Annotated in this window: 10 protein-coding genes, 1 tRNA gene and 2 pseudogenes; 7 read left to right on the top strand and 6 right to left on the bottom strand. The window is 43.2% G+C overall.

Going from position 1 to position 13,589, the window contains the following annotated elements; all coding sequences use genetic code 11:
- Nucleotides 1-19: 19 nt before the first annotated feature.
- The 3 genes from FWF39_RS00065 to FWF39_RS00055 form a co-directional block, all read right to left on the bottom strand.
- Nucleotides 20-610: a DUF116 domain-containing protein gene (locus FWF39_RS00065; RefSeq protein WP_343381386.1), complete on the bottom strand. Its 591-nt coding sequence runs from the start codon at nt 608-610 to the stop codon at nt 20-22.
- Between the two features lie 243 nt (nt 611-853).
- Complete coding sequence (locus FWF39_RS00060) at nt 854-3,184, bottom strand: DEAD/DEAH box helicase (protein WP_343381385.1); 2,331 nt, start codon at nt 3,182-3,184, stop codon at nt 854-856.
- Nucleotides 3,175-4,239: a ribonuclease H-like domain-containing protein gene (locus FWF39_RS00055; RefSeq protein ID WP_343381384.1), complete on the bottom strand. Its 1,065-nt coding sequence runs from the start codon at nt 4,237-4,239 to the stop codon at nt 3,175-3,177. Before FWF39_RS00055 ends, FWF39_RS00060 begins: the two co-directional genes overlap by 10 nt.
- A gap of 357 nt (nt 4,240-4,596) precedes the next feature.
- Between FWF39_RS00055 and FWF39_RS00050 the strand changes: the two are divergent.
- Nucleotides 4,597-5,491 (top strand): annotated as a pseudogene (locus tag FWF39_RS00050) (BRO family protein).
- Nucleotides 5,492-5,542: 51 nt separating this feature from the next.
- On the opposite strand, the gene FWF39_RS00045 reads toward FWF39_RS00050, so the two are convergent.
- Nucleotides 5,543-5,667 (bottom strand) — tRNA-Ser (locus FWF39_RS00045).
- 158 nt (nt 5,668-5,825) lie between these two features.
- On the opposite strand from FWF39_RS00045, the gene FWF39_RS00040 reads away from it, so the two are divergent.
- From FWF39_RS00040 to FWF39_RS00020, 5 genes are read left to right on the top strand one after another with little or no spacing between them, the layout of a single operon-like run.
- On the top strand, nt 5,826-6,101 hold the full coding sequence (locus FWF39_RS00040; protein WP_343381383.1) for a 50S ribosomal protein L44e: 276 nt from the start codon (nt 5,826-5,828) through the stop codon (nt 6,099-6,101).
- A gap of 23 nt (nt 6,102-6,124) precedes the next feature.
- Nucleotides 6,125-6,322 (top strand): 30S ribosomal protein S27e, encoded by a 198-nt coding sequence (locus FWF39_RS00035; protein WP_343381382.1) that lies wholly within the window; start codon nt 6,125-6,127, stop codon nt 6,320-6,322.
- A 12-nt stretch (nt 6,323-6,334) separates the two neighbouring features.
- Complete coding sequence (locus tag FWF39_RS00030) at nt 6,335-7,120, top strand: translation initiation factor IF-2 subunit alpha (protein ID WP_343381381.1); 786 nt, start codon at nt 6,335-6,337, stop codon at nt 7,118-7,120.
- Nucleotides 7,120-7,281 carry an RNA-protein complex protein Nop10 gene (locus FWF39_RS00025; RefSeq protein ID WP_343381380.1) on the top strand — a complete coding sequence of 54 codons (162 nt, stop codon included), beginning with the start codon at nt 7,120-7,122 and terminating at the stop codon, nt 7,279-7,281. Before FWF39_RS00030 ends, FWF39_RS00025 begins: the two co-directional genes overlap by 1 nt.
- A 2-nt stretch (nt 7,282-7,283) precedes the next feature.
- Complete coding sequence (locus FWF39_RS00020; RefSeq protein WP_343381379.1) at nt 7,284-8,054, top strand: PAC2 family protein; 771 nt, start codon at nt 7,284-7,286, stop codon at nt 8,052-8,054.
- Between the two features lie 322 nt (nt 8,055-8,376).
- On the opposite strand, the gene FWF39_RS00015 is transcribed toward FWF39_RS00020, so the two are convergent.
- Nucleotides 8,377-10,407 (bottom strand): minichromosome maintenance protein MCM, encoded by a 2,031-nt coding sequence (locus FWF39_RS00015; protein WP_343381378.1) that lies wholly within the window; start codon nt 10,405-10,407, stop codon nt 8,377-8,379.
- A complete protein-coding gene (locus FWF39_RS00010) occupies nt 10,408-10,911 on the bottom strand; it encodes a hypothetical protein (protein WP_343381377.1) in 504 nt (167 codons plus the stop codon). It lies immediately after the preceding gene.
- Between the two features lie 539 nt (nt 10,912-11,450).
- Between FWF39_RS00010 and FWF39_RS00005 the strand changes: the two are divergent.
- A pseudogene (locus tag FWF39_RS00005) lies at nt 11,451-13,589 on the top strand (hypothetical protein); the annotation flags it as partial.

The raw sequence follows: 13,589 nt of genomic DNA, 5'->3' as shown, positions 1-13,589 counted from the left end.
GGTTTTTTGGTTGATAATGTTAGAGTATTTCTGCAAGTGTTTCTATGTTAAAAACTGTGTTTGCACAGCCATTTTTTATCAATGGTATGGCTTGTACTGCTAGGCCTTTGTTGCTTAATGGTGAACGTAGCATTTTTGCTTCTTCACCGCATGCTACACCTACTACGCCTTCATATTTTGTGTTATTAAAAATCTTGGGAATACAGCTACCTCCTGCTAAAACATATACATCATAGCCTTTTTCTTTGGCTATTTTATCTGCTTTATTGATGAGACAATCCTCAGCGCAGTGTGCACAAATGTAACTTGGGATATTGCTATCAAAACTTGCTTGGCACCGATTATCTAAATATTTCCTTGAACAATGCGGGAGCAAAAGGGCTCTTTTTTTGCTTTCTAAAAATTTGTTTTGCTCATTTAGATTTGCTACTTGCATGTCAATTAAATCATGCAGTAAGACTAGGGCATCATTGATGTTGAGTCCTGTTAGTTCTTCAATTTTGAATTTTGTTATAATATCACTAGAGGTTTTTAAAATGGTTGTATGCATGCCCTTTTGGTAACTAATTGTTGCAAGCTCGGTGAAGAAAAACCTTGGAACGTTAGACAAGTCAAACGTAAATTTGTAGGGCATGTGCTAAATATGCAAAGTCCCGCTTAAAAGAAATTCCCCTATGTAGCCTCAATATTTCCAAAAACTTGATTTTCTTTGCCGCATGTTGACCTTTTTAGTACTTTTTTGTTAACTCGCTTACTGCATTTACACTCCATGGCCGGTTAGCAGAATCAGACACTGGCTGTAGTGTTGGTGACTGTTAGTTTAGCATCGTGTGATATGTTGTAGACTTGAAACTTATTTTATCTTTTTTTGATATCGCTTGGCCACATCAAACTTTTGCTCTTTGCTATTATTATCGTCGACGGCAAAAAATTTCAGTAGCTCCTTTAGTATGATGCTGGCTGCTTTTTTATCTAAAGGTTCATTTTCGTTACCGCATTTTGGTGAATATATGCATGAGGGACATCCTTCTCTACATTCACAGTTATCTATGAGGTCTAAGGTTTTTTCCCATAGTGGCTTTATTTTTGCATAGAGTGCTTCTGAGATGCCAATCCCTCCTTCAAAGCCATCGTAGATAAAAATTGTTGGCTCTTTAGTGTCTGGGTGTAGCGGGGTTGATACTCCTCCAATATCCCATCGATCACACATTGCAAAGATTGGAGACATCGCTATCATAGCATGTTCAACTGCGTGAAGGCCGCCAGCAAAATCAAGGCTTTGATTCTCTATGAGCTCTCTAACTTTGTCTGGAATGCTAAACCATACTCCAATCGTTGAGAACGTCAGCGGCGGCAGATCAAGCGTGCTTCTCTCAATAACGGTATCATATGTTTTGGTGATGTAGGTGTGGTATGTTTCTGTGATTGATAGCTCGCCTAATCCTATCTTTGTGCTCTTGTTGCTTTTTTCATGTGTTTTATTGATTGTTACCTCAACGTCTTTTAGTGCTTCTGTATGGTAGTGGACGTTTTCCTGCTTTACTTTGGCTACTAAATGGTTAAGGTCTAAGCTTTCACAGATGTAGGTTTCACCTTGATGGAGTAAAACTGCGCCGGTGTGTGCTTCTTCATAGGCTTTGTTTAACGTTAGGGTTTCAAGCAGGTTCTCATTGCAAAAAACGGTGACTGTTTTATCGGAAATATTTCCAAGACTCACCACTTCGGTTGTTCGTGCTGTTCCTGAGTAGACCCAGCCATGTGGCGTTTTTTTGACTAATTTTTCTTGTTCTAATGCTTGAATGCTTGCTGAGAGCAATTCGGGAAAAAATTGTTTATCTCCCTCATTTATCGGTAACTCGCTGGTTGCACACATGATATGACCTGAGGTGATGTAGTGATTGTGCAAACCAATTATTGCTTGTTCATGCGGTCTGCCAAAGAAGTCACTTGGATGCTTCATAAAATATTGATCCAGTGGATTTTGATAAGCCACAAGCATCACAAGAGAATCCATGTTGCTTCTGCCTGCCCTTCCTGCTTGTTGCCAAGTTGAAATGACCGTTCCCGGATAGCCCGAGATTATAACTGAGTCAAGTGAGCCTATGTCTATTCCAAGTTCCAATGCATTGGTTGAGACTACTCCAATTAAATTTTTATTTTTCAGCCTGTTTTCTATGTCTCGTCGTTCTTGAGGCAGATAACCTGCTCGATATGCCGTAATGACATTAGTTGGCTTGGACTTTGCGGTGAGTTCTGTTTTGGTCCATCGGGTAATTAGCTCCGCCATCTGTCTTGAGGTTGTAAAACAAAGCGTTTGCAAATTTTGTAACACGCTAAGTGTCAGGAGGTCTTTTGTTTCTTGATGAGTTGACCTTCGAAGGGTGTTGGTTGAATCTTCAAAGGGTGGATTCCAAAAAACAAACGATTTCTTTCCTCTGGGTGAGCCATCATTTGATATGACCTCAAAGTCTTTTCCAGTGAGCCTTTTGGCGTGTTCTTCTGGATTTGCAATGGTTGCCGAGGAAAGAATAATCTGAGGGGTTGCATGATAATGATTGCAGATCCTTAGCAATCGCCTAATTAACATAGCTACATTTGAACCAAACACTCCGCGGTAAATGTGAGCCTCATCCATTACAATGAATTTGAGATTTTGAAAGAACTTACGCCATTTATAATGCCAGGGGAGATATTGATGTAGGCCATAGGGGTTGGTGAGGATGATTCGCGAGTTTTCTCTTATGCTTGCTCGCTGATACTGAGGGGTATCTCCATCATAGATATTTGGGTCTACTTTTATTTGGCTCTCTTTTTCTAGTTCTTTTAGAACTTTTAGTTGGTCATTTGTTAATGCCTTTGCGGGGTAGATGTAGAGTGCCGTTGCTTTGCTATCCCTTGTTAGGGCTTCAAAGACTGGTATATTGAACGCTAAGGTCTTACCCGAAGCTGTGGGTGTCGCTATAACTACATTTTTTCCAGATCTAGCCGCATTAATCGCTTGAGCTTGGTGTGAATACAGCTGAATTTTTCGATTTAACAAAACCTTCTGCAAATTCTCCGGCAGTGGCTTTTCAAGTTCACCCCAGACGGCTTTGTGTGCTGGTAACTCTTCTAGGTGTACAATTTGTTTTTTATAAGAACGCGATTGCTTGATGCCTCTGATGAATTCCTCTATCAAGCCCATTCCTCATAGAGCTTAGAAAACAAAGTCCCAAGGGTTAGTAAATCTTGCCGGTTATGCTCAACTATTGGCACAAGCGGCCCCACATTTTTTGTTCTCAGATAGGTATCATAGAAGTGAGGAACCAAAGCTCCTGGAATATTGATGTCTCTTTTGATTCCTAGATATTTTTCTACTGTTTCTAGTTTGCAATCGGTAAGTTTGGGTTTTAATGCGCGCCTTGTAAAATGTAGAATATCAAAATTTGTGTTATCTATGTAACCATCCAATCCATAGTAGGCTAATCTCTGCTTAATGTAGGGAATGTCAAAACTTTTTCCATTATAGGTGATAAGCGATAGGTTTGGATCGAGTTGAGCGATTAATGCATATATGGCACTGGGTTCATCGGGGATATCTCTTAGCAGAAATTGGGTTGTACAAATGTGATTCTTTGTTGGTTTAGCTATACCTAGTAAAATTATAGGCCGCTCGGATAACCCCAAGGTTTCAATATCAACAATGGCAAAATCTTGGTTTTGACAGAACCCCGCTAAATAGTGTAACAATGGATGAGATTTTGGAAGTCGTTGCCAGAGCCATTTCTGGGCTAAATTCACCTCTTTTTTGTCAATCAATTTCATATATTCATAGGCTTGCATCTTCCAGCGGGGATGGCGTTCCAAGTCCTCTACTGTCTTATACCCTTGGTTTTTTAGCAGTTGCTCATTTGCCGGCCCTATACCTGGAAGTACTTTAAGATCAGAGATCATAACTTGACGACTTTGCTCATAGGTCACCGTTTTGAATTTAGCACAGCAGGAGGAGGATATCTCATAGCATTGTCCTTGCTCATTTGAAACTATCTTACCCGGCAATGCATCCTCAAGGGATTTACCTCTATACTGCCTAAGGAGTTGTTTCTCAAATTTTAGTGCCTGTTCATATTCAGAGCTCCATATCCAGCTCTCAAACACCTGCGGTTTTTGCGGTTCAGGTCCTTTTTCAGACACAACCTTAAATTCTCTTGACTGCCCGACTCTTTTCCGCAGACTCTCAGCAACTCTAAACAGCGCCATTCTTTCCTTAGATACCCTCCCACTTTGAATTTCCCCCGGAATAGTTGATGGTAAACCTGGCGCTTCTTTATTGAAAGTCGCCAACAGAAAAGAACCACAGATCGTGCAGAATCTACTTTGAACATACTCTTCTTTTGAGTAACTCTTTTTGCATTTCCTGCAAACGTAGCTAATTGACACTTATCGATCAAACTACAACAGTTCAATTGTTATAAAAGCTCTACGTCAAACATAATCAACTATGCATTAGAAGACACAACCAAAAAATAATCACCACAATAATATCCTCGAGTTTCATTTTGCTTCCCAAATTTTACATTTTTGTGTTAAATATGTTAATGTGTAATCGGGGCTATGATGTTAAAGGTGAGTGGGTTTATGGTTGATAAAAATATTAAGCTCTTTGAGAATAAACGGGTTCGTACTGTTTGGGATGAAGAAAAACAAGACTGGTATTTTTCCATAGTTGATGTATAGGTATATTGACTGACCAGGTTACGCAACGCGCGGAGCAAGTAATTATTGGGCTAAATTAAAGGAACGACTTAATGCAGAGGGCGCAAATGAACTGCTGATAAAATGTCAGCAGTTGAAAATGCCTGCCGAAGACGGAAAAATGCGTCTTACCGATACTGCTGATACAGAACAAATTTTACGCATAATTCAGTCTATTCCTTCGCCTAAGTCGGAGCCGTTTAAGTTATGGCTTGCCGCGGTTGGAAAAGACCGAATTGAGGAAACATTTGATCCAGAGTTGTCGATTGATCGGGCTCTTGTTACTTATTTAAAACAAGGCTACAGCCGAGAATGGATCAATCAAAGATTACAAGCAATACAGGTCCGAAAAGAATTGGTTGATGAATGGGCGGATCGGGGTGTAAAGGGCGGCGAATATGCCATTTTAACTGATGAAATCACTCAAGCATAGTCGGGATTGACGACAAGATAGTATAAAACTGTGAAAGGCTTAAAAAAAGAGGGCTTGCGTGATAACATGACTACTTTAGAGCTGGTACTAAATATGCTTGCTGAAGCGACCACCACAGAGATTTCAAAGGAAGAAACCGAATACTTTTGAAAAAAATAAGGAGGTTGCGAAACGTGGTGGGAGTGTTGCTGGAAATGCTCGTAAAGAAATTGAAGCGCAAACAGGAAGCCCGTTATAACTTCAAAGAAGGCAGTTGATTTTACACGGCTTCTTGCGGATGTAGTTGAAAGTAAGGTTGACGGAACGGATAAGGCTGAGGAATAATGCTTCAAACATGTGAAAGGTTTAGCGTGATTTTTGTTGGCGATAGAATGATGGCGCCGGGGAAGGGACTCGAACCCCTGCGGGCGCGAAGCCCACCAGCTGTCTTGCCATTTCTGGCTCTTGCCCTCTTTTGTTTGATCTCGAGGCTGGCGCGATAACCACTCCGCCACCCCGGCCCGGTAGATAACTTGGTGTTCTGTCTAAAAGAGTTTTCAGTCTGTAAATCACCTATCAATTAGGCTTTTGATAAGTAAAGATGCATTAGCGCAAAAGACAGGTCATAAAGTATAAGAATAAGAGTGTCCCCTTATTGGGAAGCTGGTAGTGAATTAGCGTGAACGTTCCTAAAGAAATCAACACGTACTGTCCTAAATGTAAAACTCACACCGTACACACGGTCAGCCTCTATAAGGCGGGTAAACGCCGGGCACTTGCCGCTGGCGAGAGAGCCCACGCACGTGAAAAAACAGGGTATGGTGGTCAAAAGTATCCGTTGCAGCGTGAGTTTGCCAAAACAACCAAAAAGCAGACTCTGCGTTTGAAATGTAAACTCTGTAACTATATGTATCATAAAGACGGCATACGCCTAAGAAAACTCCAGATACAATAAATAATTTAACAGGAGAAAAAATTATGTCTGAATGGAATAAACTTATCCCAAAACCCCGTAGCGTTTTTCTGCGTGTTAAATGCCAGAAATGCGGCAACGAGCAGCTTCTCTTCAGCAATGCCGTCAACACTATAACCTGCAATGTATGCGGTGTAACCTTAGCTGAACCCAGTGGCGGCAGAGCAAAAATAAACGGCGAAGTTCTTTCGGTTCTCGAGTAGGTGTCAAAACCAATGGCTGAGCGTAAGCCGCAATGGCCCGAAGTCGGTGACCTTGTCATCGCTACAATCGAAACAGTTACAGATTATGGCGCTTACGCTAAACTCGACGAGTACGACAAACGAGGTCTCCTCCATGTCTCCGAAATCTCCTCATCTTGGATCCGCAATATCCGTGATTTCGTACGGGAAGGCCAAAAAGTAACCCTCAAAGTTCTCCGGGTAGACCACGATAAAGGCCACATCGATCTCTCTCTGCGTCGAGTCACCAAACGCGAACGCATAGAAAAAGTCATGTCCTGGAAAAAAGAGCGCAAAGCAGACGCACTGCTTCGCGGTGTCGCTGAAAAACTCGGTATGACAAGCGAAGAAGTCTACCAAAAAGCCGGAACTATAATCGAACAAAAATATGACCTATACGAAGGCTTCGAGAAAGCTGCAGTGGAAGGATCAGACGCACTAATCGACATAGGTGTCCCCGAAGACATCGCCAAAGCATTCAGCGAAGTCGCACAGGAACGTATCCATGTCAAACTCGTCAAAGTCCGCGGAGTGCTCGAAATCCGAGTCGTAAAACCCAATGGTGTACGAGTCATCAAAGAAGCCTTCCAAAAAGCTAAAACTGAAAAAATCAAAGATGCCAAACTTACCTTCTATGTCATAGCTGCTCCAAAATACAGTATGGAAGTACAAGCAGAAAACTATAAGCGTGCAGAAGATGTCATGCAAAAAACCGCAGATAACATCGTAAACTATATTGTTAAAGCAGGCGGCCAAGGCAGTTTTAGAAGGGAGAAATAGTGAACTGGCAGCTGCGTAAATGCGAAAAATGTGGCATCTACACACTCAACAAGGCAAATTGTACCGCATGTGGAGGGAACGTGCGAATTCCACATCCCGCAAAATTTTCCCCTGACGATAAATACCTCAAATACCGTATGGCCGCTAAAAGGAGCCAATAAACATGAAGGAAACATACATTAAAGAATTCAGCCAAATCCAACCCAACAACCCCGTGCTCATCGAAGGCCTCCCCGGATTGGGGCTGGTTGGTAAAATTGCATTGCGCTACCTCATAAAACAGCTCAAAGCCAAAAAAATTGCCTATCTCTACTCACCGCATTTTCCCTACTTCGTCCTAGTTAACAAAAAAGGTAACGTACGGCTCCTGAGGGGTAGTTTTTACTACTATCAAAACCCCAACGGCAATGACATCATTCTCTTTACAGGCGACAGTCAATCCCAAACTATCGAAGGCCAATACGAAATCGCTGATCGCATGCTGGACTTTAGCGAGAAATACGGCGTAAAAGCCATTGCAACAATCGGTGGCTATCGTATAGAACCCCAAGAAAAACCCCGTGTCTACATTGCTGCAAATGATCAAACAATCCTAAACCGTGCAATCGATGGCGGCGCAACACTTAGCACCGCTGGAAGTCCCATTGTAGGCACCGCTGGTCTAATTTTAGGCTTAGCTAAATTCAAAAAAATCGAAGCCCTCTGTCTGCTAGGTGAAACCCGCGGCTATCTCCCAGACCCCCTAGCTGCTAAAAGTGTGCTCGAAGTCCTCAAATCCACTTTTAACTTCGAGTTAGACCTCAAAAACTTAGACGACGAAATCGCCAAAGCAGAAACTATGGTCACAAAACTTCAACAAATCGAAGTCAAACGTGCGCTTGAAGCTGAGGAAAACCGCAAACAAGAAGACAAAAAAACAACCTACATCTCCTAATCCCTTTCCCATATCTCAGTTCCCAACGATACCCTCTCGTCAAAGGGTAAAACAATCTCTTTTCAATTTATTGTTCAGATATAGCTGATCAATTCTTTATTGTCGACTGATAACCGTGCAAACCTGTGCATCTTTTCCCTTTGCAGGTTATCGATAAAAATACTCTATTAGCACCTTCAAAGTGGTTTCTTGGCTACTCTAAATGAATTGCCCGTGGTATTTCGGTATCAAGTAATCTTGATAGCCCGGTTACCTGTGTGCTAAGCTATTATGTTTATCTAATTCACGTTAGTATGTGTGGTTATTTGTTGTTTTCAATTGTTTAGGTCTTCTTTAGGCATCCTTCGCGGGGTTCATAGACTGTGCCTTCACGGAGTAGTTGTCCAATCATGCGTTCGATTTCGTTTTTTGGAATCTTGTGTTTGGTCTCAAGTTCATTGACCAGTGCATCGCGTTCAACTATACCTGTTAATTTTTCCATGTCCATAATGGTTGAGAGTACTATGCCTAAGCGGTCACGGATGCTCTTGGGGCGGCCAGTCATGATCAAATCAATATCAACTTTAAAGCTAGACATGTCGATGCCCACTTCCTCTAGTGAGCGTTTCATGATGGCTATGGCTGCCTCTGCATCTTCAGGTGTAACTATGGGTCGCAAGGCTACACGTGCTCGGGCTTCAGAAACGCGAACCAGTGATTCGAGCTGACGAGCGGTGATAGCAACAGGTGAACCTTCTGATTCGCTGGCCGAACGCATCGCTAAATAGAATTCGCTTAGCCGCTTTAGGGCATCTTCGCTGAGTTCTGGCTTAATACTCTTGGCAAAGCTGATGTATTTGCGAAGCAATTCAGAATCAACTTGAACTTCAACCGGGCTCACTCCGCGTCTGTGCATCTCCAAGATGTGGCGCGACATTTTCCCGTCTGCCTCTTTGTTGGGCACATCACGTAAAACAAAAATCAAGTCAAATCTGGAGAGTATGGTGACTGGCAGAGAAATATTTTCTGCAACAGTACGGTTGGGTTCATACCTGCCAAGCGATGGGTTGGCGGCTGCAAGCACCGCAGTTCGAGCGTTTAGGGTAGCGACAATACCTCCTTTTGCGACTGAAACGGTGTGTTGTTCCATGGCTTCGTGAATGGCAACACGGTCTTCAGGCCGCATCTTGTCCATTTCGTCAATACAGGCAATTCCCTTGTCAGCTAATACCAATGCGCCTGCTTCAAGTGACATGCTTCCGCCTTTCTCGCGTACAACAGCCGCAGTTAATCCAGCGGCGGTGGTGCCTCTGCCTGATGTATAGAGCCCTCTTGGCGCTAAACGCGAGACATATTGCAACATCTGGCTTTTGGCAGTGCCTGGATCTCCAATGATAAGGGCGTTTATTTCGCCTCTTATGTTGACATCTGGAAGGCTTCTAGAGACTCCGCCAAAGATCAAATACATAACCGCTTCTTTTAGGTGCTCGTTTCCAAAGATGGAGGGTGCAATGGAGCTAATGATTTTTTTATGCACATATGGATCTTTGGATAGCTCGCGAATTTGAGCTTCTTCCTCAGGTGTAGGTGGAGAAGTTTCTGGTTCTTTACCCAAGACCTCTGTAGAGTTTGCATCGAGCTGGAGGATAAACGTGCGGAGTTTTCCCATCCCCATAAGCGAGGGTGCAAATGCTCGCACAATACCCACTATTGAAACATGATCCCCTGGTCTTGCAACATCAACAATTTCATCTCCGATGAGTTTGCAGGCCAGTACTCGCGGTAACTGTCCTGGGGGGAGATCTTCAGGTTTTTCTTGTAGTCGCAGATCTTGCGAGTCGATAAATGTGGAATCTTCTTGACTAAATTCAAAGGGGCCGTCTTTTTCGCAGTCAATTGCTAAACAAAGGCCGGGGGCTTTGAGGAACTGTCCAGTTTGCTCAATATAGTTCATCGTTCCACAGCGTTTGCATTTGAATGCGGCAACTTGTACCATAGGGCGTACGGGTGTAGCACGGACGACGATTCCTTCAACCATAACCATTTTACTCATGTTTTTTGAACCAAGTCTGCGGAGTTGCTCTTTGCCCAGTAGCTTTACAACACGTACAATGAGTTTTTCGACTTTTTCAGCATACTCCACATCTTCAATGCGGAGTTGCTCCTTGGCGCCGTCAGCAGCATTTTTAAGATATATTTCGGGTTTGGCTAAGAGTTGCTCAGCGAGTGCTTGATCAAAGCCATAGAGTTCTTCAAAGTCAATAGCTAATGAGTTTTTGCCGCTGATGGATAGTTGAGCGATTCTCTGTCTATACTTTTCTTTCTTAAAAAATTCTTGGAAGCGTTGTTGTGCATCACTTATTTCAATCGTCATCTACATATCTGCTCCGGGTTCCAAGATTTTAGTTTTCCATTCAGCGATTATTTTTACCAGTTGATCATAGATGAGTTTTTCTTCGGTGGTTAATTTTTTGAGGACTTGTTCACCCTGTCCGGGGGCTGCGGCGAGGGCGATAATTTTTTTTAGCCGTGAGTTGGTGATGTCACGGGCTAGATGTTTGACGCGGTCGTATTCATGAAATTTCTCAGATTGTTGCGCTTGGGTTGCTTGTTCTTTTAGATCCTGTAGAAATCTGCGCAGTTTTGGATAAAAATCGCCGGGCAGTTCACTGATTTGTCCGGGAATTTGTACGCCTTCTTTCCACTGCATCTTGAACAGTTTTGTGACATCTAAGATGTCATCTTCACGAAAATGTGCCATACCCAAAGTGGTTAATTCTTTAGCTACCCAAAAGTAAACTTCATATTCATTTCCTTCATCAAAGGGACCCACAGTTAAGCCTGCTAGTTTGATTTCGGGGCAATTGCGATTTGCCACAATTCTTACCATGGAATTCTTGTAGCAGAAATCCATTGTGTTGATTTTGTTAGTTATCAAACCCTTGTCCCTCTATACATCTCTTATTGCTTTGCGGGACTCAACAGTTAGGCCGCTATAGCTTTAAGGGTTTTCGATAAAAATCCGTGTTATCTAAAGTTAGATGAGCCGTCTTTGAGGCTTGCTCTGTTTAGCTATCTGTGTTTCTTTAATTGGTTTTTTATCGGAGTATCCCTTTTGTTTTTTTATTTAACCCTTAGTTGCATGTATGCTAGTGTAGTGGTTGGGGATGGTTTGTATTGTGGCGGCTCAACTCTGATGCAGGTCGTTTAGGATTTAGCAAATTAGCGTCCAAACGGTTATTGGTAACGTGTCAGATGATTCTCAAAGGATGAACTCTTGTTTCCTATAGTATCAATAAACAGAACGCATATATACGCGATTAACTGCTAAAATTATGCATGTTTTAACGCTATATCTGTTGACGTATACACGTTAGCATCTACGTTTTAGCATTGCTTTTTAGAAGGAGTTTTTTTATGAGAAAAAATTTTAAACCAAATTTTAAAACTAAATCTAGGCATCATTCACGCAGAGATTTTTTTGTTTTCTCTCTGATTTTTGTGTTGATGTTTTCTGCTCTATCTGCTGGTATACTAACAGCGGCAGCAGTCCCCGTATCAACTGAAACCGAACTTAGAAACGCTATCAATAATGCTGTAGGACCTACCATTATTGAACTAACCGCAGATATCCACCTCACAGGCGCTCCACTCACCATTGATACAGGCAAAGCAATCACATTAACAAGTAGTGGTGCAGGTAATTTTAGACTGATTGGTGCACCCGGAGCATTCACCATAACTGTTAACGATGGAGCCATTTTAGATCTAGCAGGCATTACCGTAACTCATACAAGCGGCTCTACCGGCCGCGGCGTAGGTGTTTCGCTAGGCGGCACACTGATCTTATCTGGCGGCGAAATCTCTGGCAACACATATACCAACTATGGCGCTGGCGTAAACAACTATGGCACATTCATTATGACCGGCGGCAAAATTTTAGACAACACCGCAACTATCTCTGATGGCGGCGTCTATAACAGCGGCAACTTTACAATGTATGGCGGCGAAATCTCTGGCAACACAGCTTACCGTAGCGGCGGCGTAGGCAACGTCGGCAACTTTACAATGTCAGGCGGCAAAATTTCGAGTAACACCGTGACTAACCTTGGCGCTGGAGTAGAAAACTCATTTGGCATCTTTACGATGACTGGCGGCGAAATCTCTGGCAACAAAGCGGACAATATTGGCGGTGGCATATTCAACTACGTGACATACCCATACGTCGGATTGTATAGCAACATTACCATATCGGGCGGTTTAGTTTTCAACAACACAGCCAACGAAGGCGGCGGTATATACAACGAGGGCAGCCTTACTGTAATTGGCGGCACAATTTCTAACAACACAGCGACCTCTCTTGGTGGCGGCGTATACAACAGTGACGATTTCCGTTTGTCTGGCGGCAAAATATCTAATAACACAGCCACTGATGGCGGTGGCGTATACAACAGCAGATTAGGCGTTTTCACAATATCTGGCGGCGAAATTTCTACTAACAAAGCCTACTGGGGCGGAGGCGTAGGAAACTTGGGTTCTCTTACGATGACTGGCGGCGCAATTTCCAACAATACCGCTAACCAGGGCGGAGGCATATACATCGCTACCCTTTCTTATGACATTTTTACCATGTTTGGCGGCACAATTTCTAACAATATGGCCATAGACGGTGGTGGTATATACATCAATCAAGGTGTTGTGGAGTTATTTAGCGGCACAATCTCAGGTAACATTGCCTCAAACGATGGCGGTGGTATCTGGGTAGCCTATGCAAACCTAAACCATCTCTTTGTCTATAACGGTATGGTATTTGCAAATAACCGTGCCTCAGTAGCATACAACCGAAACCCCATAGATGATGCACTATATCACGCACAAATAGGCGCCAACGTAGTCTGGACTGTCCCCTTCACCCAAGGATACAACAACTATGACATAAGCTACAAAAACGGTACACGCTTTATACTCTACAACGTAACCGTAATCGACAGCTACGCCCAAATAACCGGTGCAGGAAGCTACCAAGAAGGTGACACCGTCACCATAAATGCTGGAACCCGACCCGGCTACATCTTTACCGGCTGGACCGTTAACCAAGGCGGCATCACCCTACCCAATACTCCAACCGCAACCTTTACCATGCCCCCAAACAACGTCATCGTAACAGCAAACTGGCGAGCAGCACCCCCCGAAGGTTCTTTTAGCGTCACTAAACTAACCAACCCCAGTAGCGCCTCAACAGCCTTTAACTTCGTCACCTCTGCACCGCCAGGAAGCTTTAGCTTAACTGATGGCACGACTTGGAACAGCGGCAATCTAGCACCTGGTAGTTATACGGTTACTGAGATTGCACAAGCAGGCTGGGACCTAACCAACATAATCATAAACGACCCCACCAACAACTCATATGTCGATTTAGCAACACGCACCGTCTTTATCAATCTAGATCAGGGAGAAACTATATCCATACTCTATCAAAACACAGAACAAGCACCCCAAACAGGATCCATAACAGTTCTCAAAACCACCTGCCCAACCGACACAGCCAACAGCTTC

The sequence above is a fragment of the Candidatus Bathycorpusculum sp. genome (assembly GCF_009778815.1).
Classification (GTDB): Archaea; Thermoproteota; Bathyarchaeia; order Bathyarchaeales; family Bathycorpusculaceae; genus Bathycorpusculum; species Bathycorpusculum hydrogenotrophicum.
The sequence above is the reverse complement of the archived record's forward strand: the minus strand, read 5'-3'. Positions and strand labels throughout refer to the sequence as shown.